Source organism: Mycobacterium kansasii ATCC 12478 (genome assembly GCF_000157895.3).
Lineage (GTDB): Bacteria > Actinomycetota > Actinomycetes > Mycobacteriales > Mycobacteriaceae > Mycobacterium > Mycobacterium kansasii.
The window spans coordinates 3,491,702-3,516,952 of the sequence record NC_022663.1 but is presented as its reverse complement, the minus strand read 5'-3'; the positions used below and the strand labels follow the sequence as shown (position 1 = coordinate 3,516,952).

Annotated in this window: 21 protein-coding genes; 7 read left to right on the top strand and 14 right to left on the bottom strand. The window is 66.9% G+C overall.

What is annotated here, in order from left to right:
* The first annotated feature begins 93 nt into the window (after nt 1-93).
* The 5 genes from MKAN_RS15350 to MKAN_RS15330 all read left to right on the top strand — a co-directional run bounded on the left by MKAN_RS15350 (nt 94) and on the right by MKAN_RS15330 (nt 7,717).
* Entirely contained in the window at nt 94-1,314 is a 1,221-nt protein-coding gene (locus MKAN_RS15350; protein WP_099185037.1) for an acyl-CoA dehydrogenase, read from the top strand.
* Entirely contained in the window at nt 1,307-2,119 is an 813-nt protein-coding gene (locus MKAN_RS15345; protein WP_023369523.1) for a tyrosine-protein phosphatase, read from the top strand. The genes MKAN_RS15350 and MKAN_RS15345 overlap by 8 nt, the downstream gene beginning before the upstream one ends.
* Nucleotides 2,120-2,224: 105 nt before the next feature.
* Nucleotides 2,225-3,865 (top strand): PE family protein, encoded by a 1,641-nt coding sequence (locus tag MKAN_RS15340; RefSeq protein ID WP_036394945.1) that lies wholly within the window; start codon nt 2,225-2,227, stop codon nt 3,863-3,865.
* A 96-nt stretch (nt 3,866-3,961) separates the two neighbouring features.
* Nucleotides 3,962-5,644, top strand: coding sequence for a PE family protein (locus MKAN_RS15335; protein ID WP_023369519.1), 1,683 nt, complete (start codon nt 3,962-3,964; stop codon nt 5,642-5,644).
* A 300-nt stretch (nt 5,645-5,944) separates the two neighbouring features.
* On the top strand, nt 5,945-7,717 hold the full coding sequence (locus tag MKAN_RS15330; RefSeq protein WP_036395061.1) for a PE-PPE domain-containing protein: 1,773 nt from the start codon (nt 5,945-5,947) through the stop codon (nt 7,715-7,717).
* Between the two features lie 327 nt (nt 7,718-8,044).
* On the opposite strand, the gene MKAN_RS15325 is transcribed toward MKAN_RS15330, so the two are convergent.
* The 7 genes from MKAN_RS15325 to MKAN_RS15295 form a co-directional block, all read right to left on the bottom strand.
* Complete coding sequence (locus tag MKAN_RS15325; protein WP_023369515.1) at nt 8,045-9,013, bottom strand: NADPH:quinone oxidoreductase family protein; 969 nt, start codon at nt 9,011-9,013, stop codon at nt 8,045-8,047.
* Between the two features lie 5 nt (nt 9,014-9,018).
* A complete protein-coding gene (locus MKAN_RS15320) occupies nt 9,019-9,879 on the bottom strand; it encodes an SDR family NAD(P)-dependent oxidoreductase (protein WP_023369513.1) in 861 nt (286 codons plus the stop codon).
* 84 nt (nt 9,880-9,963) lie between these two features.
* Complete coding sequence (locus tag MKAN_RS15315) at nt 9,964-11,481, bottom strand: aldehyde dehydrogenase family protein (protein ID WP_023369511.1); 1,518 nt, start codon at nt 11,479-11,481, stop codon at nt 9,964-9,966.
* Between the two features lie 169 nt (nt 11,482-11,650).
* A complete protein-coding gene (locus MKAN_RS15310; protein WP_225722903.1) occupies nt 11,651-12,949 on the bottom strand; it encodes an MFS transporter in 1,299 nt (432 codons plus the stop codon).
* A 348-nt stretch (nt 12,950-13,297) separates the two neighbouring features.
* Nucleotides 13,298-14,230, bottom strand: coding sequence for a class I SAM-dependent methyltransferase (locus tag MKAN_RS15305; protein ID WP_099185034.1), 933 nt, complete (start codon nt 14,228-14,230; stop codon nt 13,298-13,300).
* A gap of 218 nt (nt 14,231-14,448) precedes the next feature.
* The gene (locus MKAN_RS15300; RefSeq protein ID WP_023369505.1) at nt 14,449-15,087 is read right to left on the bottom strand and encodes a TetR/AcrR family transcriptional regulator; all 639 of its coding nucleotides are present in this window, start codon (nt 15,085-15,087) and stop codon (nt 14,449-14,451) included.
* Between the two features lie 2 nt (nt 15,088-15,089).
* Nucleotides 15,090-16,073, bottom strand: a complete 984-nt coding sequence (locus MKAN_RS15295) for a pirin family protein (protein WP_023369503.1) — start codon at nt 16,071-16,073, stop codon at nt 15,090-15,092.
* A gap of 109 nt (nt 16,074-16,182) precedes the next feature.
* Between MKAN_RS15295 and MKAN_RS15290 the strand changes: the two genes are divergently transcribed.
* Nucleotides 16,183-17,631 carry a chloride channel protein gene (locus MKAN_RS15290; protein ID WP_023369500.1) on the top strand — a complete coding sequence of 483 codons (1,449 nt, stop codon included), beginning with the start codon at nt 16,183-16,185 and terminating at the stop codon, nt 17,629-17,631.
* Here the strand turns inward: MKAN_RS15290 and dps are convergent.
* Both dps and MKAN_RS15280 read right to left on the bottom strand, forming a co-directional pair.
* Nucleotides 17,628-18,176: a DNA starvation/stationary phase protection protein Dps gene (gene dps, locus MKAN_RS15285; RefSeq protein ID WP_023369498.1), complete on the bottom strand. Its 549-nt coding sequence runs from the start codon at nt 18,174-18,176 to the stop codon at nt 17,628-17,630. The two genes, MKAN_RS15290 and dps, sit on opposite strands and share 4 nt — an antisense overlap.
* 83 nt (nt 18,177-18,259) lie before the next feature.
* A complete protein-coding gene (locus MKAN_RS15280) occupies nt 18,260-19,171 on the bottom strand; it encodes a DNA-3-methyladenine glycosylase family protein (RefSeq protein ID WP_023369496.1) in 912 nt (303 codons plus the stop codon).
* A gap of 86 nt (nt 19,172-19,257) precedes the next feature.
* Here MKAN_RS15280 and MKAN_RS15275 point away from each other — a divergent pair, with 86 nt between their 5' ends.
* Nucleotides 19,258-19,641 carry a nuclear transport factor 2 family protein gene (locus MKAN_RS15275; protein ID WP_023369494.1) on the top strand — a complete coding sequence of 128 codons (384 nt, stop codon included), beginning with the start codon at nt 19,258-19,260 and terminating at the stop codon, nt 19,639-19,641.
* A gap of 7 nt (nt 19,642-19,648) precedes the next feature.
* Here the strand turns inward: MKAN_RS15275 and MKAN_RS15270 are convergent, their stop codons facing one another.
* The 5 genes from MKAN_RS15270 to MKAN_RS15250 form a co-directional block, all read right to left on the bottom strand.
* On the bottom strand, nt 19,649-20,029 hold the full coding sequence (locus MKAN_RS15270; protein ID WP_023369492.1) for a DUF427 domain-containing protein: 381 nt from the start codon (nt 20,027-20,029) through the stop codon (nt 19,649-19,651).
* Nucleotides 20,030-20,053: 24 nt separating this feature from the next.
* Nucleotides 20,054-20,881 carry a class I SAM-dependent methyltransferase gene (locus MKAN_RS15265; protein ID WP_023369490.1) on the bottom strand — a complete coding sequence of 276 codons (828 nt, stop codon included), beginning with the start codon at nt 20,879-20,881 and terminating at the stop codon, nt 20,054-20,056.
* 19 nt (nt 20,882-20,900) lie between these two features.
* Nucleotides 20,901-21,935: an NAD-dependent epimerase/dehydratase family protein gene (locus MKAN_RS15260; RefSeq protein WP_023369488.1), complete on the bottom strand. Its 1,035-nt coding sequence runs from the start codon at nt 21,933-21,935 to the stop codon at nt 20,901-20,903.
* Nucleotides 21,932-22,438, bottom strand: coding sequence for a nuclear transport factor 2 family protein (locus MKAN_RS15255; protein ID WP_023369486.1), 507 nt, complete (start codon nt 22,436-22,438; stop codon nt 21,932-21,934). Before MKAN_RS15255 ends, MKAN_RS15260 begins: the two co-directional genes overlap by 4 nt.
* A gap of 116 nt (nt 22,439-22,554) precedes the next feature.
* Nucleotides 22,555-25,164 carry an FHA domain-containing protein gene (locus MKAN_RS15250; protein ID WP_036443908.1) on the bottom strand — a complete coding sequence of 870 codons (2,610 nt, stop codon included), beginning with the start codon at nt 25,162-25,164 and terminating at the stop codon, nt 22,555-22,557.
* Nucleotides 25,165-25,251: the final 87 nt, after the last annotated feature.

The window sequence follows — 25,251 nt, the reverse complement described above, 5'->3', positions numbered from 1 at the left end:
AACTCGCCATCGACACTGCGTGCAGCTTGGGCGCGACTGCCCTGCCATCAGCCAGCGAATCCCGTGTCTTATGGTGACGGAATGGACTTCGCGATGTCGGCCAAGGCCGTCGACTACCACCAGCGGTTGTCCGACTTCATGACGGAGCACGTCTTCCCGGCCGAGTCCGACTACGAGAGATATCGCCACGAAGCCGGCCCGGACGACCACACCGTGCCGCCGATCATCGAGGAACTCAAGATCAAGGCCAAAGAACGCGGCCTATGGAACCTGTTCCTGCCGGCAGAGTCGGGCTTGACCAACCTGGAGTATGCGCCGCTGGCCGAGCTGACCGGGTGGAGCCTGGAGATCGCGCCCGAGGCATTGAACTGCGCGGCGCCCGATACCGGCAACATGGAAATCCTGCACATGTTCGGCACCGACGAGCAGCGCCGGCAGTGGCTGAAGCCGTTGCTGGACGGCGAGATCCGCAGCGCGTTCTCCATGACCGAGCCCGCGGTCGCCAGCAGCGACGCCCGCAACATCGAAACCACCATCTCTCGAGACGGCGGCGACTACGTCATCAATGGCCGCAAATGGTGGACATCGGGAGCTTCCGACCCGCGCTGCAAGATCCTGATCGTGATGGGCCGCACCAACCCCGACGCGGCCGCCCACCAACAACAGTCGATGATCCTGGTGCCGATGGACACCCCCGGGGTGACGATCATCCGTTCCACCCCAGTGTTCGGCTGGCAGGACCAGCACGGCCACTGCGAGGTGAGCTACGACAACGTCCGGGTGCCGGCCACCAATCTGCTCGGCGAAGAAGGCTCCGGCTTCGCGATCGCCCAGGCCCGGCTGGGACCGGGCCGCATCCACCACTGCATGCGCGCACTGGGCGGAGCCGAACGCGCGCTGGCGCTGATGGTGGACCGGGCGCGCAACCGGGTGGCGTTCGGCCGCCCGCTGGCCGAGCAGGGGGTGGTCCAGCAGGCAATTGCCAAGTCCCGCAACGAAATCGACCAAGCAAGGCTGCTGTGCGAGAAAGCGGCGTGGACCATCGACCAGCACGGCAACAAGGAGGCTCGCCACCTGGTCGCGATGATCAAGGCGGTGGCACCGCAAGTCGCGTGTGACGTCATCGACCGCGCGATCCAGGTGCACGGCGCCGCCGGGGTCAGCGACGACACCCCGCTGGCCAGACTCTACAGCTGGCATCGTGCGATGCGGATCTTCGACGGACCCGACGAGGTACACCTGCGGTCCATCGCGCGCGCCGAGCTGGGGCGGGAGAAATCCGCGTTCGCCTCCGCGGTCACCCGACATGGCTGACCTGGAACTGCCGGGCGCATGGAACTTTCGTGACGTTGCCGACAGCACCGCGCTGAGACCGGGGCGGCTGTTTCGCTCCAGCGAGCTCAGCCGCCTCGACGACGCCGGCCGCGAAACGCTGCGCCGGCTGGCCATTACCGATGTCGCCGATCTGCGCTCGTCGCGGGAGGTCGTCCGGCGTGGTCCGGGACGAGTGCCTGCCGGCGTCGACATCCACCTCCTGCCGTTCCCCGACCTGGCCGACGACGACGCCGGGACCGACGCCGATGCGCCGCACGAGCACGCGTTTCGGCGGCTAATGACCAGCAGTCCGGACGGCGAATCAATCGACCAGGCCGCCGTCCGTTACATGACCGACGAATATCGCCAATTCCCCACGCGTACCGGTGCGCAACGCGCGCTGCACCGCGTCGTCACCTTGCTGGCCGGCGGGCGGGCGGTGCTCACGCATTGCTTTGCCGGCAAAGACCGGACGGGCTTCGTCGTTGCCACCGTGCTGGAAGCCGTTGGTGTCGACCGGGAGGCCATCCTGACCGACTTCCTGCGCAGCAATGACGCGGTGCCGCGGTTGCGGGAACAAATCGCGGAAATGATCCAACAGCGCTCCGAGGCCGAACTGACGCCGGAGGTGGTGACATTCACCGAAGCCCGGCTGTCCGACGGGGTGCTCGGCGTGCGTCCGGAGTACCTGGCGGCATCGTGGCAGACCATCGATGAGACCTGGGGATCGGTGGATGCCTACCTGCGCAACGCGGGTATCACGCCGGCCGATGTCGGCCGACTGCGGGACGGGTTGTTGGGCTGAACTCCAATCTTTGAGGTCGGCCCAAAGGCCAGACACGATCGCGGAATCGCCTTACGCTCAACGAGTACCCGACATGTGCACCCCCGTCGCCAGGAGGATGGCGTCTTGTCGTATGTTCTCACCCAGCCGCCGGCCATGGCCGCGGCCGCAACCGAGTTAGCAGGGATCGGCACGGCGATCAGCGAGGCCGCTGCGTCCGTGGCAGGTCCGACGACCACGATCGCCACGGCTGCTGCAGACGAGGTGTCGGCCGCCATCGCGCAACTCTTTGGCGCGTTCGGGCAGGAATACCAAGCGATCAACGCACAACTCGGGGCGCTATATAACCAATTCACTCAAAACTTGGCAGCGGCCGCGAACGCCTACTTCGGTGATGAGGCCATCAGCGCCGCCACCCTGGTGAAAGGCGCCACCACCGGGCTCTTTACGCCAACCTCCCCCCCGGTGGTACCGCCGGCTTTCGGCCAGAACACCGCGATTGTCATGAGCGGCACCGGATCGCCGATACCCTCGATCCAGTACGTCGCCGCCATCACGAATCTATTCCTGCCGCCCGGCATGGTCGTGAACCCGTTGAACACCATTGAGGAGCTTTATCCCATCACCGGCGTCAAATCCCTGCCCTTCCAAAACTCGGTGCAAACAGGGCTGCAGATCCTTGACGCGGCAATTTGGGAGCAGATCCACGCCGGAAACCACGTCACCGTTTTCGGCTATTCTCAAAGTGCCGTCATCTCGTCCCTGGAAATACAACAGCTTCTTTCCCTGGGCCCCAATAAGCCGGACCCGAGTCAGCTCAGCTTTATATTCATCGGTAACGAAATGAATCCCAACGGCGGCATCCTCTCACGCATACCCGGGCTGAACATTTCGACCCTCGGCCTGCCGTTCTACGGGGCGACTGCGGACAACCCCTATCCGACGACTACCTACACGCTCGAATACGACGGCTTCGCCGACTTCCCGCGGTATCCGCTCAATGTCTTGTCCGACATCAACGCGGTTTTCGGGATAATCACCGTGCACACCCAGTATCAGTACCTCACCCCGCAACAGGTAGCGAACGCCATACTCCTGCCCACCGAGGGCGTGACGTCGAATCAGTACTTCATCATTCCAACCGCGCACCTGCCCCTGCTGGATCCGGTGCGGGCAATCCCGGTCATCGGACCGCCGTTGGCCGCGCTCATCGAGCCGGACCTGCGGGTGTTGGTCAACCTGGGCTATGGCGACCCGAGATTCGGATATTCGACGAGCCCCGCGAATGTGCCCACCCCGTTCGGGCTCTTCCCCGACGTCCCGCCCGGCGTCATCGTCGATGCCCTGGTTGCGGGAACCCATCAAGGCATCAACGATTTCGCGGCAGCTCTGCCGGCTGCGCTCAATCCCCCGGAATTGCCGGTGATCGGGTTCCCACCGTACATCCAGCAAATCCTGCCGCCGAGTCCGGGACCGGTGCCCGCGACACCCGCCAATATCGCCAGCACTTTTGCGGCCGTTGTGTCGGACAGCTACTCACTTCTGCTGCCCACGGCGGATCTGGGTCTGGCTTTTGCCACTATTCTTCCGGCTTACGACCTCAGCCTGTTCCTGAATCAGCTGCTACACGGAAACTTCATCGCCGCGATCGAATTGCCGCTGGCCGCCACCGCGGGCTTGGCCGCGCTGGGCGCAATGATCGAATTCATCGCGATCGTGAGAACGGTGGCGGCAATTATTCAGCAATTACAGAGCCTGAACTTCTAGCTGGATTGCGGCTAGACGCGATGAAATACCTGGGCACTAAAGCGGCGGACGGTTGGCACTGAGCGCCTGAGATTGGTCGTTAAGGAGGATGCGCCGATGCCGTACGTACTCGCCGACCCGCAGATGATGGCGACGGCCGCGGCGGATCTTGAACGCATTGGCGTAGCGGTGGGCTCGGCCAGTGCCGCGGCAGCCGGTCCGACGTCAAGCCTGGCGGCGGCGGCAGCTGATGAGGTGTCGGCGGCCATCGCGAATCTGTTCGGTGCGTACGGCCGGGAGTACCAGGCCATCGTCAATCTGCTGAAGGCGTTTCAGGCCGAGTTCGCTCGAACGCTGGCGGCCGCGGGTTTGGTATACGCGCAAAGCGAAGCCACCAATGCGGCAACGGTTTCGGCTTCCATCACGGCGTCGCCACTGACGGGACCGACCGTTTCCCTGATCATGGGAGGCAGCGGAAACCCAACGCCCGGAATCGATTACGTGAACGATCTGCTCAACTATATCAGTCCGCAATTCGGGGCGACCAATGCGCAGGCGCTGTTCACCCCGGAGCAGTTGTATCCGCTCACCGGCGAAAAGAGCTTGCCGCTCACCACTTCGGTGAGCCAGGGCGTCCAGATCCTGCACAATGCGATCCTCAGCGAGGTCAACACCCTGGGAAACAGCGTCGTCGTCGGCGGCTATTCACAGAGCGCGATCATCGCCTCGTTGGAGATGCGCAATCTGGCGGCCATGCCGCCGGGCACCGCTCCGCCCGCCGACAGGCTCGGCTTCGTCCTGCTGGCCAACCCGATGAATCCCAACGGCGGCCTCCTGTCGCGCTTCGCCGGCCTCAGCCTGCCGAGCCTGGGTGTGGAGTTCTTCGGAGCGACGCCGGCCGACACCATCTACCCGACCTCGATTTACACCCACGAATACGACGGCTTCGCCGACTTCCCGCGCTATCCGCTCAATATCGTGTCGGACTTGAATGCCATCGCGGGCATCGCCTTCGTCCATACCGATACTCCGGAGATCAATCCGCAGACGCTGCCCCCGGGCGATTTGATCAAGTTACCCACGGAGCCGACATACAACGGAAATACCTCGTACTACATCATCCGCACTCACCATTTACCGCTGTTGACGCCGCTGAGATTCATTCCGGTGCTGGGTAACCCCCTCGCCGATCTGGTCGAACCGAATTTGACGACCATCGTCAATTTGGGCTACGGCGACCCCCGCTACGGCTATTCGACCGCGCCGGCGAATGTGCCCACGCCGTTCGGGCTCTTCCCTGAAGTCGACCCGGCGGTCGTCGCCGGAGAATTGGTCACCGGAACGCAGCAGGGCTTCAACGCCGCGGTCAACGATATCCTCGGCCAAGGACCGCAAGGACCGCCCACCGTGCCCAGCCTGGGTTCATCGCGCCTGGTGGATCTGCTTACGTCGATCGCGTTGCCGCCGCCCGAGATACTGGCTCCGCCGACGTCGATCGACGGCTTGATCACCGACCTGCAGGCCGCGAACACTTATCTCAGCAACACCATTTCCGGTGGGCTGTCCAGCGCTTACGAGTCGCTGCTTCCGACCGCAGACATCCTCAACGCCGGCCTGACCGAGGTCCCGTCTTATAACCTCAACCTCTTCCTGGACGGCATCGAACAAGCGGTCAACGGCGACCCGGTCGGGCTGATCAATGCCATCGGTTATCCGATCGCCGCCGACGTGGGATTGCTTGCGCTTGCCGGCGGGCTCGAAGGGCTGGTCCTGCTGGGCGTCGTGGTCACCGACTTCTAACGTGACCCGGCGTCGAAGCCCCCATTGCGACCGTCCGCGAGATCGGGTCCCTGATCGCCTGACGGCGGCGCCAGTCGGCCGTCGAGCACCCGTGTGACGCCGGGTTCGGCTGAGTTCGGCTGAGTTCGGCTGAGTTCGGCTGAGTTCGGCTGAGATAGCCAAACTCGCAATATGTTCCAACGGACCGATCTAGGCTGACAGATGCCAGACCTCCCGATGGGCGGTGCCGCCCGGGCCATCGGTTTCGCCTCATCGGCGCTATCACAACGAAACACCCTGGGTTTGAAGGAAATTGATCGAATGACCAGCATGATCGCGCAACCGCAATTGATGGCCGACGCCGCCGCGAACATCGAGGGAATTCGCTCGGCGATCGCCGCAGCCAATGCCGCCGCCGCCGGCCCTACCACCGGTCTGGCGGCGGCCGCCGCCGACGAGGTGTCGGCAGCGGCTGCGACGCTGTTCGGCGCATACGCACAGGAATACCAGGCGGTCATCAAGCAGGCCGCGGTGTTCCATGACACATTCGCCCAGGCCCTGGCCACCGCCGCGACGGCCTACACAGAGGCGGAGGCGGCCAACGCGGCCATGGTGTCCGGGGCGCTTCGAGCGGTGACCTCGCCCATCGCGTCGTTGCTAGGCGGAGGCGGAGCCGCTGCAGCCCCGGCTGGGGTCGCGGCGCCGGCGCCGGCGGCGCTCGCGTCGCCGTTCGACGCGTTGATCATGACCGGCAGCGGCACACCGATTCCATCACTGGCGTACATGCAGGCCGTTGTGCCCTATATTTCGGGCACGCCCAGCCAGTTGATCCCCCTCAACACCCCCGAAGGCCTGTATCCGCTCACCCAGATCAAGGACTTGCCGCTCACCCAGTCAGTGACCACCGGTGTGCAGATCCTCCACGACGCGCTCTTCGGGCCGCAAGGGATGATCACAGCCGGAGGCAACGTCGCGGTGTTGGGCTATTCGCAGAGCGCGATCCTCTCCTCGATGGAGATGCGCCAACTCATTCTGCAGGGGAGCCCGAACACGGCCAACCTCAGCTTCACGCTGCTGGGTAACCCGATGGCCCCCAACGGCGGCCTGCTGTCGCGCTTCCCCGGGCTGTCCATGCCGGCGATGGGCCTGGAGTTCTACGGGGCGACGCCGTCGAATTCGGGTTACCAGCTCAGCCAGTACACACTTCAATACGACGGATTCGCCGACTTCCCGCGTTACCCGATCAACTTCCTCGCGGACCTCAACGCATTCATGGGCATCCAGTTCGTGCACACCGACTACTCGTATCTGGATCCGAACAACCTCCCTCCCGGCTACAACCTGGTGGAGTTGCCGGTGTCGCCCGCCAACAACGGCCTCGAGCACTACTACATGATCACCTACCCCGGGCTGCCGCTACTGGAGCCGCTACGGGCGCTGCCGGTGATCGGCGACCCGCTGGCGGACCTGGTCGAACCGAACCTGACATATCTGGTCAACCTCGGCTACGGCGATCCCCACTTCGGCTATTCGACCGGATATGCGGATGTGCCCACCCGATTCGGGCTGTTCCCGTCGATCGACCCGGTGACCTTTGCCGGCGATATGGTCGGCGCAGCCCAGCAGGGGGTGAACGCCTTCGCCGGCGATATCGGCGCCATGCTGCCGACGTCGCTGCCTGACTTCTCACTGCCGGCCGCCGCGCTGACCGGCGGCTCGCCGACGGCGTGGGCGTTACCGACTCTGCCTGCGCCCACCGGTTCACCCATCGACGGCATCATCGATACCCTCAAGGCGGCCAACACCCACATCACCAACGCCATCAGCAGCGCTGCCGCCGACACCTACGCGATGGCGCTACCGACTGCGGACATCGTCAACACCCTGGCTACCAAGGTTCCGTCGTATAACGTCAACCTCTTCCTGGACGGGATCCAAGAGCTGGCCAACGGTGACCCGGCCGGCTTAGTCAACGCATTCGGCTATCCGGTCGCTGCAGATGTGGCCCTGCTGACCCTCGCGGGCGGCTTCCAGACCATCGTCTTGCTGAACGGAGTCGAATCGGTTATCGGCGACCTCACCGGTGCGGCCTAGCCGTCGTCACGGTAACCAAAACCGCTGCGGCGCAGCTGTTCTGAGCTGGGCGACCCGGGCGAACTGACCGTCCGCGACATCGGGGCCGAGCATCCTGCGGGGCCGCGGCGCGTTCCCCGTGGCCCCGGCGGGCAAGGGGAGCGTTCCGCGCGGCCGATTTTCCGGCCAAATCGCAAGCGGCCCACGGTGACCCGGCAAGTCTGGTCAATGCGATCGGCCGTCCGATTGCGGCCAACATGGGACTGCTGACATTCGGTGCCGGGTTTTCGAGCTCATCGTCATCGGCAATGCCGTCGTCTCGATGCTCGGCGGTCAGATCGAGCCGGGCTAAGGCTCGAGGACCACCTTGCCGAGCACACCTCCGTCGGCCAGGCTCTGTAACGCGGCCTGGGCCTCGGACAGCGGATAGCGTTGCGGCGGAGGCGGTCTCAACCCCAGAGCGACCAGATAGTTCAAACCCCAGGAGAACAACGCCGCCGAACCGGGGACCTTGTTGAGGTACTCGCCCCACGCGACGCCGAGCACACCGACGTTGCGGAGCAGCAGCCGGTTGACGGTGAGCGTCGGGATGCTGCCCGCGGCAAAGCCGATGACTAGTAACTTGCCGTCGATGGCCAGCACCCGGATGGCGTCGTCGAAGCTCGGGCCGCCGATGGGGTCGACGACGATGTCCACACCGCGGCCGTGAGTGTGCTTGTGCACCTGTGCAACCCAGCCGTCCGTCAATCGCAGCACCACGTCGGCGCCGAGCGCGCCGACGTAGTCAACCGCCCCCTCGCGGTGCACCACGGCGATCACCTGGCGTGCGCCCATCGCCTTGGCAAGCTGGACGGCGGCCGTGCCCACCCCGCCGGCGGCACCGAGCACCAGCACCGTGTTGCCCGGCCGCATCGCGGCACGCCGGGCCAGCGCGAAGTACATGGTGTTGTAGTTGACCAACAACGACACGGCTTCGGCGTCGTCGAGTTCGGCTGGGCTGCGCACCACGTTGGAAACCGGAACGGCCACCTTTTCGGCGTAGCAGCCGAGCACCCCGAATGCCGAGACCCGTTCGCCCACATGGAAACCCGAGCCGGGCGGCGCATAGCGCACCACGCCAGCGGTTTCCAGGCCGGGCACGAACGGCGGCGGCAACTTCAGCTGGTACTCACCCTTGCTCAGCAGCAGGTCCGGAAAGCACACGCCGGCAGCGCGAACGTCGACGACGATCTTGTCGCCGTCATCGGGAATATCGTCGATATCGGTATAGACTATGCCGGATGGGCCGGAAAGCTCTTGTACGACACAGGCTTTCATGCAAACTACAGCTTGAATCCGGCTTTTTGCGCGCCGGACAGGTCGGTGATCTCGGCCCAGTGTGCCGCCACATCCTGCACCGAAGGCGGGGTGTCGAAGGTGACCCCGGCGTTCTGGAACAACGCGGCCCGCTGTACCTTGCCGCCGCCGACGATGAACACCGACGCGTTGTCCGCGCATTCTTCGGTGCACAGGTAGGCCACCACCGGCGCGACGAAGTCCGGCGTGAGCTTCTCGAACACCTCGGGCGGCAGGATGTCCTGGGTCATCCGGGTGGCCGCGATCGGGGCGACCGCGTTGGCGTGAATGTTGTACTTGGCGCCCTCCAGCGCCAGCGTGTTGATCATGCCGACCAGACCGAGCTTGGCAGCACCGTAGTTGGTCTGGCCGAAGTTGCCGAACAGCCCGCTGGTGGAGGTGGCGACGACGACGCGGCCGTAACTCTGCTCGCGGAAGTGTGGCCAGGCCGCGCGGATCACGTTGTAGCCGCCATAGAGGTGCACCTTGAGCACGGCGTCCCAGTTCTCGAACGACATCTTGTGGAAGGTGCCGTCGCGCAGGATCCCGGCGTTGCTGACCACGCCGTGCACCGCCCCGAACTCCTCGATCGCGGTCTTGACGATGTTGGCCGCCCCCTCGGGTTCGGCAACGCTGTCATAGTTGGCCACCGCGCGGCCGCCGGCGTCCTTGATCTCGGCGACAACCTGGTCGGCCATCGCCGACCCGGCACCGGTGCCGTCACGGGCGCCGCCGAGGTCGTTGACGACCACGCTGGCCCCTTCCTTGGCAAGGGTCAGGGCGTATTCACGGCCCAATCCCCCGCCGGCTCCGGTAACGACGACGACGCGATCCTGCACTCCGGGCATCAGGTTCCTCTCTATAGGTGCGGGGGTTGGCACGGTCAGGGTCGGCCCGGCAGCCGACCGGGTCGTGCGGGCGTCTGCGTCAGGCTAGAACAGCTTGCGCGCCAGCTTGAAGGCGCGCTCGGTGTAGGGCGGGTAGATGATCTTCGAGAAGTCGGGGCGGGTCGGCTTGGTCAGCACCGATTTGCGGTGGCTGAACTCGTCGAAGCCCCATTTACCGTGGTAGGCACCCATTCCGGAGGCGCCCACGCCGCCGAACGGCAGCTTGGCCGTCGACACCTGGAAGGCCAGGTGGTTGACCAGCATGCCGCCGGCCGGCACCTCCTTGATCACCCGTTCGCGGATTTCCCGTGACTTGGTGAACAGGTACGCCGACAACGGCTTGGGCCGTGAGTTGACGAACTTGATCGCCTCGTCCAAAGAATTGACCGTGAGCACCGGGAGGATCGGGCCGAAGATCTCGTTGGACATCAACGGGCCGGCCGGATCGGGGTCGACGACGACGGTCGGCTGGATGCGCAGGCTCGACGTGTCGCACCTGCCGCCCACCGCGACCTTGGCCTTGCCGTCGGCTTCGCCCTGGTTTTCGACAGCGGCGAGGTAACCGCTCAACCGGTCAAACTGGCGCTGGTTGACAATCCGCAAGCCCGCCGGGTTGTCCTGGGAGCGGAACCTGCCGATGGCGGCCCCGATCTTGGTGACGAGTTCGTCGCGGATCGTCGCGTCGGCCAGCACGTAGTCAGGGGCGACGCAGGTCTGGCCACCGTTGAGTAGCTTGATCCAGGCGATGCGCTTGGCGGCCACGTCGATGTCCGCGTCGGCGGCGACGATCACCGGGCTCTTGCCGCCGAGTTCCAGCGTGACCGGGGTCAGATGGGGCGCCGCGCCTTCGTAGACCTTGCGGCCGATCTCGGTGCCACCGGTGAACATCACCCGGTCCAGGCCCTGCGCGATCAGCGCCTGACTTACCGTGCCGTCGCCTTCGACCACGGCGATCGCGTCGCGGTCGAGGTAGCGGGGCACCAGCTCGGCGATCAGGCGCGACGACGCCGCGGCGATCTCCGAGGGTTTGAGGATGACCGTGTTGCCGGCGGCGATCGCGCCGACCGCCGGGCCCAGAGTCAGATAGAACGGGTAATTCCAGGCGCCGATGATCAGCACGGTGCCGTAGGGTTCGTACTCCACCCAGCCCCGGCCGGGTAGCTGCGGCGCCTCGAGGAGCAGGTACTTGCGGCGCATCCACTTGCGCACCTTTTTGGCCGCGTACTTGGCTTCGCTGACCGTAACCGCGATATCGGCGATATACGCCTCGACCGGGTTGCGGTCCAGGTCCTCGGCAAGCGCATCGGTGATCGCGTCCTCGTTCTCCTCCATCAACCGCTGCAACTGCAGCAATTGGTTCCTGCGCCACTCGACACTGCGAGTGCGTCCGGTGGCGAACGTCTTACGCAGCCGCGCCACGGTTTCGGCGACTGTTTCGGCGACATGGGTCGGCTTCGATGCTCTGGCTTCAGCGGACGTGGCGGCGGTTTCAGCGGCTTCAGCAGCTGCGGGTTGGGCCGCCTTGAGTTCCTGAGCTTTCGGTGCAACCGATTCGGTGGTCATCGTTGTCCTTTCTGTCCGGGTCCTATCCGGTTTCCGATCCGGGGCTTTCCGGGCTTCACGGGAAGTGACCCGGAGTGCTCAGCCACATCACGTGGTCGCACATCGGTGATATTGGCGATCCTAGTCATGCGGTTACGGCAGGAATAGGAAAGATCCGGTCCGATCTGCGCTACACCGGGGCAGCGGGTGACACTCTGCTACCGCCCGGAGGGCGTTCGGCACGAAACAGCGGTATCGCGACCGCCCCGGCGAGCAGCGACAAACCCGCAAACCAGGCAAAGGCGCCGGAGAAGCCGAGTGGCAGCAGGATGGCCTGGAAGACGAGGCTGCCAATCCCCATGCCAACCCACAGGACGCACGAGTTGAGCCCGATCGCCTGCCCACGCTGGCCGGAAAGGTCCGTGACGATGACGACCAGGGCCGGTTGGGTCATGTCGTACCCGAGCGACAGCGAGACGACGGCGGCTTGGAGGAATAGCAACGACGGCTCGCTGGCGAACACCGCGGCGCAGGCGGCGGTCAGGGCCAACCCGAGCGGGATGACGCGCGCCCGCCCGTAGCGATCGGCCAATCGGCCGATGGCGGGGCCGAGCACCAGGCCCGGGATGCCGTACCCGAGCAGAACCAGCCCGATCTGTTCCTCGTCGAGCTGAACGTGGTCATGCAGATAGACCCCCAGCCAGGTGTAGACCCCGGCGTGCAACACCGCGTTGACCAGCACGTAGCCGTAGGTCCGGCGACCGCGGGAGGTGCTTAGCAGCTCCGCGAATCCGGCCGCGACCTGGCGGACCGACGACGGGTGCGGCGCCGCGGCGGTGTCGGGAACCAACCACAGCCCCAGCACCAGCAGCACCAGTCCGCCGACCGCCACCACACCGAACAATCCGTGCCAGCCGACCAGAGGTTCACCCAGCGCGCCACCGGCCGCGCCGAAGGCCATGCCACCGGCTGCTCCACCGAAGACCCATCCCAGCACCCGGCCTCGGCGCCGGTACGGCACCAGGTCACCGATCAGTGCGACGCTGATCGGCACCACGCCGCCGGCGGCAACCCCGGTCACGAATCGAAGCGCGATGAATTGCCCGACATCGGTTGCCAGCGGGGTGACTATGGTCAGGACCACGAAGGCGCACAGCGACATGAGGATGACGCGACGGCGTCCCCACCGGTCCGATACCGTGCCCCACACCAGGACCGTCCACCCGTAGGGCACCAAGAACGCCGGCACCCCGAGGCCGACCATGCCCTCGGTGCTGCCGAAGTCGCGGGCCAGCGCCGGCAGGATCGGGGCAACCATGAAGATCTGCGCGAAAAGCAGGAACGCAGTCGAGGTCAGCAGAGCCAGCGTCAGCGCGAAAGAGGTTGCGTCAGAGTCCGAAGGGATCCCGCGCCCCGATACGTCGCCGCGGCCAACATGGCCCGGCGTGCCGGGCAGCAGGCCGTGACCATCGGCGCTCCGGGTCGACACGGCCACAACCCCGGGTTTGGCGGTTAGTCCGCGCCCGCCTGATGAGGTGGGTCACCCACCGATACCGGCGATACCGGCGATTCCGGCGATACCGGCGATAAGGAGAAGCCCCTGGTAGTTACCGATACGAGGGCTACCGTGCTGACCGCGGCGTCGAGGTCCATGCAACCACTTCCTTACCGGGTGACCGGACGGAGCCTCAGACTAACCCAGCCGCCGTCGGCCGGCCGTGGCTTTGAAAGCTTTGCTGCAGCGAATCCGAGCGCGCCTTGGCTTCGGATGCTTTGTCGTGTCAGGGTTTGGCCGCCGTGGTCGCAATGTCCCGGGAGTCGTCCGCGGTGCGCGGCATTACAGCCGATCCGCCGTCACGAACTCGGAGAACGCATCCTTGTCGTCGGCCATCGGTACGCCCTCGACCCAACGGCCCACCCGGCGCATCTCGTCGCCGGCGTTTCGCGCGGTGGCGCGCCAACCGTGTTCGTTGAGCCAGCCGGCGACCTTCGCCCGGTCGGGGTCGTGGTAGATGAGCTCCTGCACATCGACGGTCTCCTCCAGGCCCAGCGTCTCGGCCACCTTCTTGAATCGCTCCCGCATCTGTTCGCGCCGTTCGTCGGCGTGGTTGCCCGCGGTTTCGGCGGCGATCCGGCTCCCCGGCGGGCTGAGCTCGCCGATCTGGATGAACAGCCGGTCCTGGGCGTCGGCGGGCAGGTACATCAACAGCCCCTCGGCCAGCCATGCGGTCCGGGCCGTCGGGTCGAACCCGGCGGCACGCAGCGCGGCAGGCCAGTCCAAGCGCAAGTCGATCGGCACCTCACGGCGATCGGCCGACGGCGTCACCCCGTTTCCCGCCAGCGTCGCGGACTTATAGGCAAGAACCTGGGGCTGATCGATCTCGTAGACCGTCGTCCCGGCCGGCCAGTCCAGCCGGTAAGCGCGGGAATCCAGTCCCGAGGCCAGGATTACGACCTGACGGATCCCGTCGGCGACCGCGTCGGCGAAGTAGGTGTCGAAGAAGTTCGTCCGCACGGCCTGGTAGCTGCGCATGTGCTGGACGGTCGCGGCGGTCTCGGCGTCGAGAGCCTGCATCTTGGCCACCATCTGCTCGTCGAGCATCGCCTCCCACAGGACGCCGGCATTGGCGTTGGTGACCAGTAATTTGGCATACGGGTCGCGGATCAGCGGGGCGGGCTGTTCGGTTTCGACGGCCCGCGCCGCGGCCACCATCACCGCGGTGGCGCCGACGCTGGTTCTGATGTCCCAGGTGTCGTCATGCGTACGCAGGGTGCTCATTCGCGTGCTCCCGTTCTCTAGCGAATCTCTCGTTGGATGGGTCGGCGAAAAGTGGTGCGAGACCGTGGGATTCGTCCCAGCGGCGCGCAACGAAGGCAAACCAGGAAACGCCGGCCGGATCAGTCATACCGTGGCCAATGCTACCTAATAAGTTAGGCAACCTATACACTTTGTGGGCCAGGTCACTGCCGCCGGTCGGCTATTGGCGATCAGGCCTCCGACTTCCAGAGCGTGCCGGCCATCAACTGCCGCAGCGCCGCGATGATGTCCGCCATTTCCCGGTAGCTGCCCACGAAGCCGGCATAGAAGCCGACCCCGCACAAGACGAGCAGCAGCGCCTCGGCCAACGGAGCGACCTGGATACCGGCGGTCAGTTCGCCGCGCTCAACGGCATCGTGGACCGCCCAGATCAGGAATTTCCGGGAGCCGGCGACGGGGTCGTTTTCGGATCGCCCCAATTCCGGATGCCGCTGCGACTCGAGCACGGCGGTGGCCAAGAACGCAGCAGTGGAAGGATTTTTCTCGTCTGCCTCCATTGCCACGGTGATGAACGCGGCCAGCCGCCGGAGCAGCGTCGTCTCGCGCCGTGCCCGCTCGATACCGGCGGTGACGACCAGCTCGTTGGTTTGGTCCACCACTTCCCGATACAGCACCCGCTTGCTGGCGAAGTAATGGTTGATAGCCGGCCGGGTCAGGTCGGCGCGGACGGCGATCGCCTGGAAGGTCGCGCCGTCATAACCACGTTCACTGAACACCTGCCGGGCGGCGCTGACGATACGCCGTCGCGTCTCGTCCGATTTTGTGGCAGGCGGACGTCCGGGGCCGCGACGTGCGGCGGTGGGCGGCATGCCTAGAGTGTGCCACCGCCGCGGTGCGGCATCAGCGCGTTCGGCGGGATGCTACGAAACTTGCCGGCCTGGTAGTCCTCGAGCGCCTCGATCACTTCGGCCCGGGTGTTCATCACGAAGGGCCCGTAGTGGAATACCGGCTCACGGATGGGTCGCCCGCCCAGCAGCAGCACGTCAAGGGCTGTTGTCCGGTGGGCATCCGGCGCCGGGCCGGCGGTCACGGTGATCCGGTCGCCGGGGCCCATCACCGCCAACTGACCCCGGTGAATCGGATGTCCGGCCGCGCCGACCGAACCACGCCCGGACAGCACATAGACCAGCGAATTGAAATCCCGTCGCCACGGGATGTTCAGCCGGGCGCCGGGTGCGATCGTGGCGTGCGCCAGTGTGATCGGCGTGTGGGTGATCCCGGGTCCAGGGTGGCCGTCGATCTCCCCGGCGATGATGCGAACCAGGGCTCCGCCGTCGCCCGAGGCGATCAGCGTGACGTCGCCGCCCTCGATGGCCTGGTAGCGAGGCTGGGCGAACTTGTCCTTCTTCGGCAGGTTCACCCACAACTGGACGCCGTGGAAGATTCCGCCGCGCTTCACGGTGTCGATGGGCGGGGTCTCGATGTGCAAGATGCCGGATCCCGCCGTCATCCACTGCGTCGCGCCGTCGGTGATCAGGCCGCCGCCTCCGTAGGAATCCTGGTGCGCGAGTTTTCCGTCGATCATGTAGGTGACGGTTTCGAAGCCCCGGTGCGGGTGCCAGTCGGTGCCCCGGGGCTCGCCCGGCTGGTAGTCCACCTCACCGATCTGGTCCATATGCACGAACGGGTCCAGAGCGGCGGTGCCGATGCCGGCGAATGCCCGGACAACGGGAAATCCCTCGCCCTCGTAGCCTCGCGGGCCGGACGTGATGGAGCGGACCGGCCGCTCGGTCGCGTCGGCGCCGGGCGCAGCCACCCGCGCCAAGGTCAACGTATCGGCGGTTACAGCGGGCATTCCTACCTACTCCTCGGGAACTCATCAAGTAACTAGGTGATATAACCGGACCAGAGTCCACTTATTCCCGGTTGTCATAGGATGACCTGATGCTTGCGAGGCTCGCGCGGTGAACGACCCGACCCCGGACGCCCTGGAACCCCGAGAGGCGCCGCTCGCTGCCGCCGGCGGACGATTCGGCGCATCGATCAGAAGTGCCGGCTATTTGCGCAAGTGGTTGTTGCTGGGCGTCACGATCGGCGTCATCGCCGGCCTGGGCGCGGTGGTGTTCTATCTGGCGCTGAAATACACCGGCGAGTTCCTGCTCGGCTATCTCGCCGACTACCACATTCCGACTCCGCTGGGCGAGGGCGGTAGCCGTGGGTCCAGCGGTTTCGCCCGCCCATGGGCCATTCCACTGGTGACGACGGGCGGGGCGCTGCTCTCGGCCTTCATCGTGGCCAGGTTCGCACCGGAAGCCACCGGTCACGGCACCGACGAGGCCATCGAGGCGGTCCACACGGATCCGCGGGCCATCCGCGGACGGGCGGTGCTGGTGAAGATGGTGGCCAGCGCGCTGACCATCGGATCGGGAGGTTCCGGCGGGCGTGAGGGGCCGACGGCGCAGATCTCGGCCGGTTTCTGCTCGTTGCTGACGCGACGGCTGGGCCTGTCCGACGAGGATGGCCGGATTGCGGTGGCGCTGGGCATCGGCGCGGGTATCGGCGCGATCTTCGCCGCCCCGCTGGGCGGAGCGGTGCTGGCGGCGTCGATCACCTATCGCGACGATTTCGACTATCGCAGCCTGCTGCCCGGCTTCATCACCTCCGGGACGGCGTACGCGGTGCTCGGCGCCTTCCTGGGATTCGACCCGCTGTTCGGCTACATCGACGCCGAGTACCGCTTCGAGCGGGCATGGCCGCTGTTGTGGTTCGTCGTGATCGGGCTGGTTGCCGCGGCCGTCGGCTACCTGTATGCCCGCATCTTCCACGCGTCGGTGGCTCTCACCCGCCGGCTTCCCGGCGGGTCGGTGATCAAGCCGACCGTCGGCGGGCTGCTGGTCGGGTTGCTGGGGCTACTGATCCCGCAAATCCTGAGCAGCGGCTACGGCTGGGCGCAGCTGGCCGCCGACCGCGGATCGCTGATGAGCATCCCGTTGTGGATCATCGTCGTCCTGCCGATCGCCAAGATCATCGCCACCTCGCTGTCGATCGGCACCGGCGGTTCGGGCGGGCTGTTCGGGCCCGGCATCGTCATCGGTGCGTTCGTCGGCGCCGCGGTCTGGCGGCTCGGGGAGCTCTCCGGGATACCGGGCGTGCCCGACGCACCGGGAATCTTCGTGGTGGTGGGCATGATGGCGTGTTTCGGCAGCGTGGCACGGGCACCGCTGGCGATCATGATCATGGTCGCCGAGATGACCGGCTCGTTCTCGGTGGTGCCGGGGGCGATCCTGGCCGTGGGGATCGCCGCATTGCTGATGTCACGCACCAACGTCACCATCTACGAAGCGCAGCGGTTGAACCGCGAAGCCGCCGAGGCGGAACGAGCCGAACGCGCGCGCAAGGCGCCGCCCGGCTAGGACTGCTGCCGTGCGGTGCTGGCGGCATCGCGTTCACTCGTCGAACCGTCGTGGGTCAGTTTGCCGCCCGCGTTCTCCAGGTGCGCCCGGACGAACCACTGGAACTTCTCCAGGTCCGCGGCGTGCTCGATCAGCACGTCCTGGGTGACCCGGTCGAGTTCCTCGGTCTCGTCGATGGCTTTGCGGATGTCTTCGATCACGCCGGTGTAGACCAGGTCCAGCGCAGCCAGATGCGCCTGCACGCAGTCGCGGCCGACCGAGTAGTCGTCCCAGGTGCGATCCTTGATGATCGCTCCCGGGGTGCCCTGCGGCGACGCGCCCAGGGCCGCGATACGTTCGGCCACCTCGTCGGCATAGCCGCGCACCGACTCGACCTGCGGGTCGATCATCTCGTGCACGCCGATGAAGTTGGGCCCCACCACGTTCCAGTGGATGTGCTTGAGCGTCAGGTGCAGGTCGTTGTAGGTGCTCAGCTGCTTCTGCAGGAGTTCGGCGAGTCGCGCGCCCTGTTTGTCGGTCAATCCCGGAATGGTGAACTGTGTCATCGATCAGCCCCCTGAAGTTCGCCTACGGTCACTTTCCGGCAGGGATACCCGACGGCGACGGCGCTCACACGGGTCTGCTTGCGTCACAGCGAGTGGATCTGCTGCACCGGCAGTCGCGGCCCGCGGCGCGGCTCATAGGCCAGGCCGCTGGCTTCGAGCAGCCGGACCACCCGATGCCGGTGCGGCCGCATCGGCTCCAGCAGCTCGAGCATGCCGGCGTCGTCGACGGGACGGCCCAGCAGCGTCCAGCCGACCATTTTCGGGATGTGGTAGTCGCCCACCGACACCGCGTCGGGGTCACCGAAGGCCCGCTGCGCCGTCTCGGCCGCCGTCCACACGCCGACTCCGGGCAGCGACGTCAGCGCCTCGCGCGCCTGCGCGGCCGGCAGCGCGGTCAACCGCTCCAGCGACGCCGCCCGCCGGGCGCAGCTCACCACCGTCCGGGCCCGCCCGGGGTCGACATTGGCGCGGTGGAACTCCCACGACGGGATGTGCCGCCAGGCCTCGGCCGACGGCGGCACCCGCATGCCGTCGGGCGCCGGTCCCGGGGCCGGTGTGCCGTACTTGGTCACCAGCACGCGCCACGACCGGAAGGCGTCGGCGCCGGGGACCCGCTGCTCGATGACCGCCGGGACCAACGCCTCCAGCACCTGTCCGGTACGGCCCAGGCGCAGGTGCGGCAGCCGCCGGTGCGCGGCCGCGACCGTCGGCTCACTCGGCACGAAATCCGAGGCGTCGTCGTCGGCGCCCAGCAGCGCCGGCAGCAACCCGAGGAACTGCTCGGCGCCGGGGCCCCACGCCACGCAGTGGGCCGCGTCGGGGGTCGCCCGGCTGATGCACGCCGTAACCGGCCCGCTGGTCAGCAGGCTGGTGCGCCAGATCGTGCCGTCACCGGGGACGCGAAAGCAGGGATCGCCGCGGCCGCGCCGCAATGGCGCCAGGGTGTGCCCGAAGCCCGCCGCCCCGGGGAATGTGACTGTGCGTGCGCTGATCACCTGAGCCTGCCATGACTCCGGCGAGCGAACCGCGAACGGGACCTCGATTGACCGCTGTCGCCCTGCCGGGACAGGATGGCGATGTGATGACGCCGTTCGACGACCCACAGGCCGAACTGGCATGGATGTTCATGCAGAGCATGTGCGAGGGCGGAGACCTCGACGAGGGCTTCGCATTGCTCAGCGACGACTTCACCTACTGGAGCATCGCCACGCGTTCGGCGATCGATAAGGCGACGCTGCGGCGCGCGGTCGAACGCCGCAAGAAGAGGTCCGAGGTCAACATCGACCTGATCCGCTGCGTCAACGAAGGCGAGACGGTTGTCGTCGAAGGCCGAGTCGAGGCCGTCGCCGCCGGCGGCACCCGCTACGACAGCCCGTTCGTCTGCATCTTCGAATGCCACGACGGCCAGATCGTGTCGCTGCGCGAATACAGCGATACCCAGTCGTTGGCGAAGGTGTTTGCCTGAGCGGGTCTTACGCCGGCTCGACGCTGACGTCGGCCTTGTCGGGATAGAACGCGACGTGCCCGGCTATCGCAGCCACTGCGGGATAGGGCTGTTCGTAGGTCCAGATCGCATCCTCGACGGTGTCGCCGGCTAAGGTGGTCACGCTGTAATAGCCGGCCTCACCCTTGAACGGGCAGTAGCTGCGGGTGTCACTTCGGGTGAGCCGGTCCCGGGCGACGTCGGCCAGCGGAATGTATTGCACCGCAGGCAAAGTGGCCTCCCGCAATTCCAATGCCGCGGTCGTGTCCGCGACGAGTTCGCCGTGGATGCGGACCCGTATCCGGCCGGTGGCCGGTTCGATGGTGATCGGGTGCCCAGCGTTGGGTTCCAAGACTTTCCGGTGGCTCATGAGGTTTTCAACGCCGGCCGGCGATCAACATTCCCGGCCGAACGCGTAGCGGTGGTACTGCGACATGTTGGCCAGCGCCGGCACCCGGGACATCAGCCGGCCCATCACCTGGTAGGCGCGCGGCAACCGCGCGAAGGTGTCCGATTCGAACCAGCGGACCCAGGCCAGCAGGCGGGTGCCGGGCACCGCCCGCAGGATGTCGTCGGGCCCGTCGATGCCCCAGCGCAGCGTAGATCCGGATCGGCGCACCACGGTGTTCATCCACTGCGACTTGATGCCCAGCCGGTTGAACGCGTCGAACTGCAACTCACCGGATGGAAAGCGGTCGACCACGCGTCGCAGTAACCCAACCCCGTCCGGTTCGTTGAGGTACATGGTCAGCCCCTCGCCGATCAGCAGCGCGGGCCGGTCGTTCGGAATGTCGGCGAGCCAGGCCGGATCGGTGACCGACGCGGCGACGACGTGGTGGTGGGCAGCTGCGGGGTACAGCCGGGTGAACAGCGCTGCGACCTCGGGATGGTCGACGTCATACCATTCCACCGCCGAAACGGGCCGCACCCGGAAATATCGACTGTCCAGCCCGCAACCGAGATGAAGCACCACAGCGCCAGGGTGCACGGCCAGGAATTGGCGGGCCCAGGTGTCGAAGTGCGCCGTCCGCGTCGTCACCGCCGCCGAGTTGCGTGCGGTGATGGAGGTTCGTGACCAGTCATAGTCGATGCGCTCGACGACCTCCTTGGCATAGCGATCGCCCAGGATCGGATGCGGCAGGTCAGCGTCGAGCGCCTTGGCATACAGGGTCGCGAGCATGGTCTGCGGCGGCCCGCTGAGGTCGACCGCGACTTTGTCCATGCTGTTGCTTACTCCGGGCCTACTCTGATGCCGCGGTCTTGGCGTCCGGCCGGGCCGTGCGCATCGCGGCCCAGAACCGGGCGGCCTCGCGAATCGAGTCTTCGACCGGCCGTGGCTGCCAGCCCAGCTCGCGGACGGCCTTGCCGTGATCGAGCTCGGCTTCGGCGCGCATCATCCGCACCGACTGCAGGCTGAGTTCGGCGTCTTTGCCGGTGAGCCGGGCCCGCAGGCTGCCCAGCGCACCCAGCGCATAGAGCACCGGCACCGAGATCGAACGTCGCGGCGGCGGCACACCGGCCTCGTCCGCGGCGATCCGCACCACCTCGGTCAACGCGATCATCTTCTCCGAGACCAGGTAACGCTCGCCGTTGCGGCCGCGCTCGGCCGCCAGGATCATCGCTGTGGCGGCATCGTCGACACCCACGGCTTCCAGGTGGATCCCGGTCATCAGGAAGGGCAACTTGCCGAATACCGCGCCGGCGATGAAAGCGCCATGGGGTGTGCGGCCCCAGTCGCCGCTGCCGTAGGTCGTTGAGACGCACAGTGCGACGGCGGGCAGGCCTGCCTCTGACACGTACCGCATCACCAGGTTTTCGGCCGCAACCCGGGATTGGACGTAGGGACTCACCCGGTGGACGTCGACGACGTCGGCCTCGGTCGCCACGTGCCCGTGCCGGCGGCCCACGGTGGCATAGGTGCTGGTGAAGACGAACCTGTGCAGGTCCGCGGCTATCGGGCTTTCGACGGCCACGTCCAAGACGTTGCGCAGGCCTTCGACGTTGGTGCGAAACAGCGGCGACGGGTCGCGCAACCAGGCGCGCGTGTCGACCACGCAGTAGTACACGTCGTCGCAGCCGGCCATCGCCTCGCGCACCACCGCGGTGTCGAAGACGTCGCCGTGAAACCGGGTGAGCTCCAGGTCGTCGATCGACCGGGTATTGGCTTTGGGGCGCACCATCGCCCGTACCTGTTCGCCTGCTTCGACGAGCTGGCGGGCCACGTGTGAACCCAGGAAGCCGTTGGCGCCGATGACGAGTTTGGGCTTGGTGCTCATCGCGTCCCCCCATACCGTTGCATCCACTGCGCCGCGTCCTCGTCGAGAGTGCCCAGCGCCTGCGCCTTGCGACACCAGGTCAGTCCCGCCTTCAGGAAGCGCAGCGGGTTGTAGATGTCTTCCTGGCGGCACCATTGGCCGTGGCCGGCGTAGGTGATGATCGAGATGTTCGTCGCGCTGATCACGCTGCCGTCGCCGGGGTCGCGCATCGGGTTGTCCAGTTCCATGATGATGCGGCCGGTGGACTCGTCGATGACCGACCACAACGACGGAAACGCCACCATGTGACTGCCCGGGAAGGTCGACATCGTTTGCTGAATCCAGGCGCGCACCTGCTCGCGCCCGTGCATCGTGCCGGCGGCGTGCTCGATGTATTCGACGTCGGGCGTGTACTGGTCGACCCAGTCGTCCCAGTTCCGCGTCTGCGCCGCACGGGCGACCGTTCGCTCGAATTCGCCGAACGCCGCGGACAGTTCGTCGCGGCTGAACACCGGGCCGGTCACATCAGCTCCTCAGGACGGCCCGGCGCATGCCGTCCGTCGGTTTCTCGAAGGCGAGATGAGGCGAATCGTACGACGTCCGGCGCCGGCGAACTCGACGCGCACCGCGGGTGCGCCCGTCAGCCGCGGCCGACCATCCGTAACCGCCAGCTCAGCGCACCCGTCCACAGCACGCCGAAGACGAGCAGTATGCCCATGGCCGACAGCCACCAGCCCGGCGAATGTGTCCACAACTGGTCGTGACCGACCGCGGCCAGGTCCATGGTGGACGCCGAAGCAGCGAAGCCCCATCGCGATGGCACCAGCCAGGAGATCTGGTTGAGGCCGACCCGGTGGGCAAGCGGGAACACACCACCGGCAAAGACGACGGCGACCAGGCTCGCCAGCAGGAACAGCGCCGGCAGCTCCCGTCGGTGCTCGGCCAGTGCGGACAGCGTCAGGCCGACGACGGCCGAGACGACGGCCGTCGCGGCCAACGTCAGGTACAGCTCGACGAAGGGGCGATCGGGCAACACCGTCCCCCGGGCGGGGGCGGTCTTCCCTACCGCCGCGATGGCTGTCAACGCAGCGGTCTGCACGATCGCGACGAGACCGAAAACGAGGATCTTGGCGGCCACGTACGCGGGCACCGCTAACCCGACGGAGTGCTCGTGCCGGAAGATGCCCCGCTCGGCAACCAGGTCGCGGATGGTCGTCGCGGTGCCCATGAGGACCGCGCCGACGTTGAGAACCACCAGGAGCTGCACGGCTTCATACGGGTTGTCCCGGTGCGGCACCACCAGCGACAACGCACCGAAGACCACCGGCAAGACCGCCATCACGACGAGGTAGCCGCGGTCGGCGGCGATGAGCCGGACCTGACGGCGGATCAGCATGGAGGTTTGGCGCCACAGGCTGGTGCGCCGGCTGCGTTCGGGCGCCTCGCCGGGAGCCTCCGGCGGCTGTTCGGGTGCGTCGTCCGGCCGGTCGGTCGGGTCGGCGTCGTCTCCACCGCCGGCGTCGGCACCTTCCCGCGGAAAGGCGTGCGACCAGCGGGCCTTGCTCACCGCCTGCTCGATGTCCGCCGGTGACCCGGCGAAGGCTACCCCGCCCGACGCGAGCAGCAACACCTGGTCGCACAGGTTCAAAGCGGCCAGCGATTGGGTCGCCACCACGACGACACGGCCGGCGTCGGCGAGCCGGCGCGCCGTCGTCATCACCTGACGGTCCAGCCCGCGATCCGGTTTGCCGGTCGCGTCCTCGAACAGGACCAGCGACGGCCCGGTGAGCAATTCAATCGCCACCGACACGCGCTTGCGCTCGCCGGCGGAAAGGTTGCCCGCCTTGACCGCACGGTGCGCGCCCAGGTCGGCCTCGTCGATGACCTGGTTGATCGCCGCACGGCGTTCCGCGGCCGATGTGTCGGGCGGCAGCCGCAGCTCGGCGGCGTAGCCCAAGATCTGCTCGACAGCGAGCTGATCGTGCATGACGTCGTGATGCGGCACCATCGCGATGCGTGACCGCATCGACGGGTCGCCGGCATGCAGATTGCGACCGTCACAGGTCACCAGTCCGGACGTGGGCCGCGCCGCGCCGCTCAGCAGCGCGATCAAGCTTGATTTGCCGGCGCCCGGCGGGCCGATGACCGCGGTCAGCGTGCCCGGACGAGCGGTGAAGGAGACATCGGTCAGCAGCTGATGGCCGTCGACGACGAGGCCGAGCCCGTCAGCCGTCACTCCGCCGCCCGCCGAAGTCGGTCGGTGCACCAAGGTGGTGTCGCGGAATGCGAAATCCGCGTTGCCGACGGTCACGGTGTCGCCCTCGCGCAGCAGCGCGCGGCCCACCTGGTCGGCGTTGACGTAGGTGCCGTTGCGGCTGCCCTTGTCCCGAATCTCCCAGCCGTCATCGGTCGGCTGCAGCACGGCGTGCACGCGCGACACCAGCGGGTCGTGCACCGTGATGTCGCTGCCGGGCGACCTGCCGATCCGCAACGACCGGTGGCGATACCGGAGCAGCCGTTGGGTGGTGGCGATAACCCGTTTGCCGAGGGTTCGCTCCGGCTCCCCGGGCTCCTGGCCGACGCTTGGCGCCGGCTGCCGCAGATGTTCGGTGGGTTCGCCGGAGCCCGGCTCGGCGGGCAGCTCGGCCGTCGCCGCGTCGCGTTCGGCCAGTTCGCCAGTCGGGTTTACCGCCGCGGCATCGGCCGCCGGGGCCGGGTCGGCGGCTGGCGGCTCGCTGGATGGCGCCGGCTTACTCGGTGGCTCAGTCGGTGGCTTGCAGGGCTGAAGCCGGATCGCCGGAAATCCGGGCAGCGTCGGGGCCTGAGTCGGCAGTGGATTCGGCGCGGCCGGCGGCTCGGGCTGCCTACTCGGCGCGGCAGCCGACGGTGGAGCCGGGCCGACCCGGGTGCCCGGTACCGCCGCGCCGGGCGGGACACCGACCTGCAAGACCAGCCGTGGCCCCCGCTGCGGATCACCGGCTGTGATGCGCTGACCACTACGGATGATCGCCGTGGACACCCGCACGCCGTCCAGATAGGTGCCGTTTCGGCTGCAGTCGATCACCACCCAGTGGCCGCCGTCGAACCGCAGCACGAAGTGCTCGCGGGAGACCCATGTGCTGTCCGGCCCGTCGAGGCAGATGTCCGACCGGATGTCGCGACCGACAGTGACGTCGCGGCCGGGCGCAAAGGCGTACATCGTCGTGCCGGCCCACACGGTCAACGGCGCCGCGAACGTCGTGGTTCGCATGACTGCCACCTTCGGTCGCCTTCCGTCGCCGAACACGCTGACTTGGTACAAGGACCGCCCGTTATCTACCCGCCGACCGGCCGTCGC

Excerpts from the sequence above, each read along its gene's own strand:
- MKAN_RS15320 (WP_023369513.1), bottom strand. The coding sequence starts at position 9,879 with ATGCCCGGAGTGCAGGATCGCGTCGTCGTCGTTACCGGAGCCGGCGGG.
- MKAN_RS15345 (WP_023369523.1), top strand. The coding sequence starts at position 1,307 with ATGGCTGACCTGGAACTGCCGGGCGCATGGAACTTTCGTGACGTTGCC.
- MKAN_RS15270 (WP_023369492.1), bottom strand. The coding sequence starts at position 20,029 with ATGAGCCACCGGAAAGTCTTGGAACCCAACGCTGGGCACCCGATCACC.
- MKAN_RS15325 (WP_023369515.1), bottom strand. The coding sequence starts at position 9,013 with ATGAAAGCCTGTGTCGTACAAGAGCTTTCCGGCCCATCCGGCATAGTC.
- MKAN_RS15265 (WP_023369490.1), bottom strand. The coding sequence starts at position 20,881 with ATGGACAAAGTCGCGGTCGACCTCAGCGGGCCGCCGCAGACCATGCTC.
- MKAN_RS15275 (WP_023369494.1), top strand. The coding sequence starts at position 19,258 with ATGACGCCGTTCGACGACCCACAGGCCGAACTGGCATGGATGTTCATG.
- MKAN_RS15335 (WP_023369519.1), top strand. The coding sequence starts at position 3,962 with ATGCCGTACGTACTCGCCGACCCGCAGATGATGGCGACGGCCGCGGCG.
- MKAN_RS15350 (WP_099185037.1), top strand. The coding sequence starts at position 94 with ATGTCGGCCAAGGCCGTCGACTACCACCAGCGGTTGTCCGACTTCATG.
- MKAN_RS15295 (WP_023369503.1), bottom strand. The coding sequence starts at position 16,073 with ATGCCCGCTGTAACCGCCGATACGTTGACCTTGGCGCGGGTGGCTGCG.
- MKAN_RS15315 (WP_023369511.1), bottom strand. The coding sequence starts at position 11,481 with ATGACCACCGAATCGGTTGCACCGAAAGCTCAGGAACTCAAGGCGGCC.
- MKAN_RS15260 (WP_023369488.1), bottom strand. The coding sequence starts at position 21,935 with ATGAGCACCAAGCCCAAACTCGTCATCGGCGCCAACGGCTTCCTGGGT.
- dps (WP_023369498.1), bottom strand. The coding sequence starts at position 18,176 with ATGACACAGTTCACCATTCCGGGATTGACCGACAAACAGGGCGCGCGA.
- MKAN_RS15250 (WP_036443908.1), bottom strand. The coding sequence starts at position 25,164 with ATGCGAACCACGACGTTCGCGGCGCCGTTGACCGTGTGGGCCGGCACG.
- MKAN_RS15300 (WP_023369505.1), bottom strand. The coding sequence starts at position 15,087 with ATGCCGCCCACCGCCGCACGTCGCGGCCCCGGACGTCCGCCTGCCACA.
- MKAN_RS15330 (WP_036395061.1), top strand. The coding sequence starts at position 5,945 with ATGACCAGCATGATCGCGCAACCGCAATTGATGGCCGACGCCGCCGCG.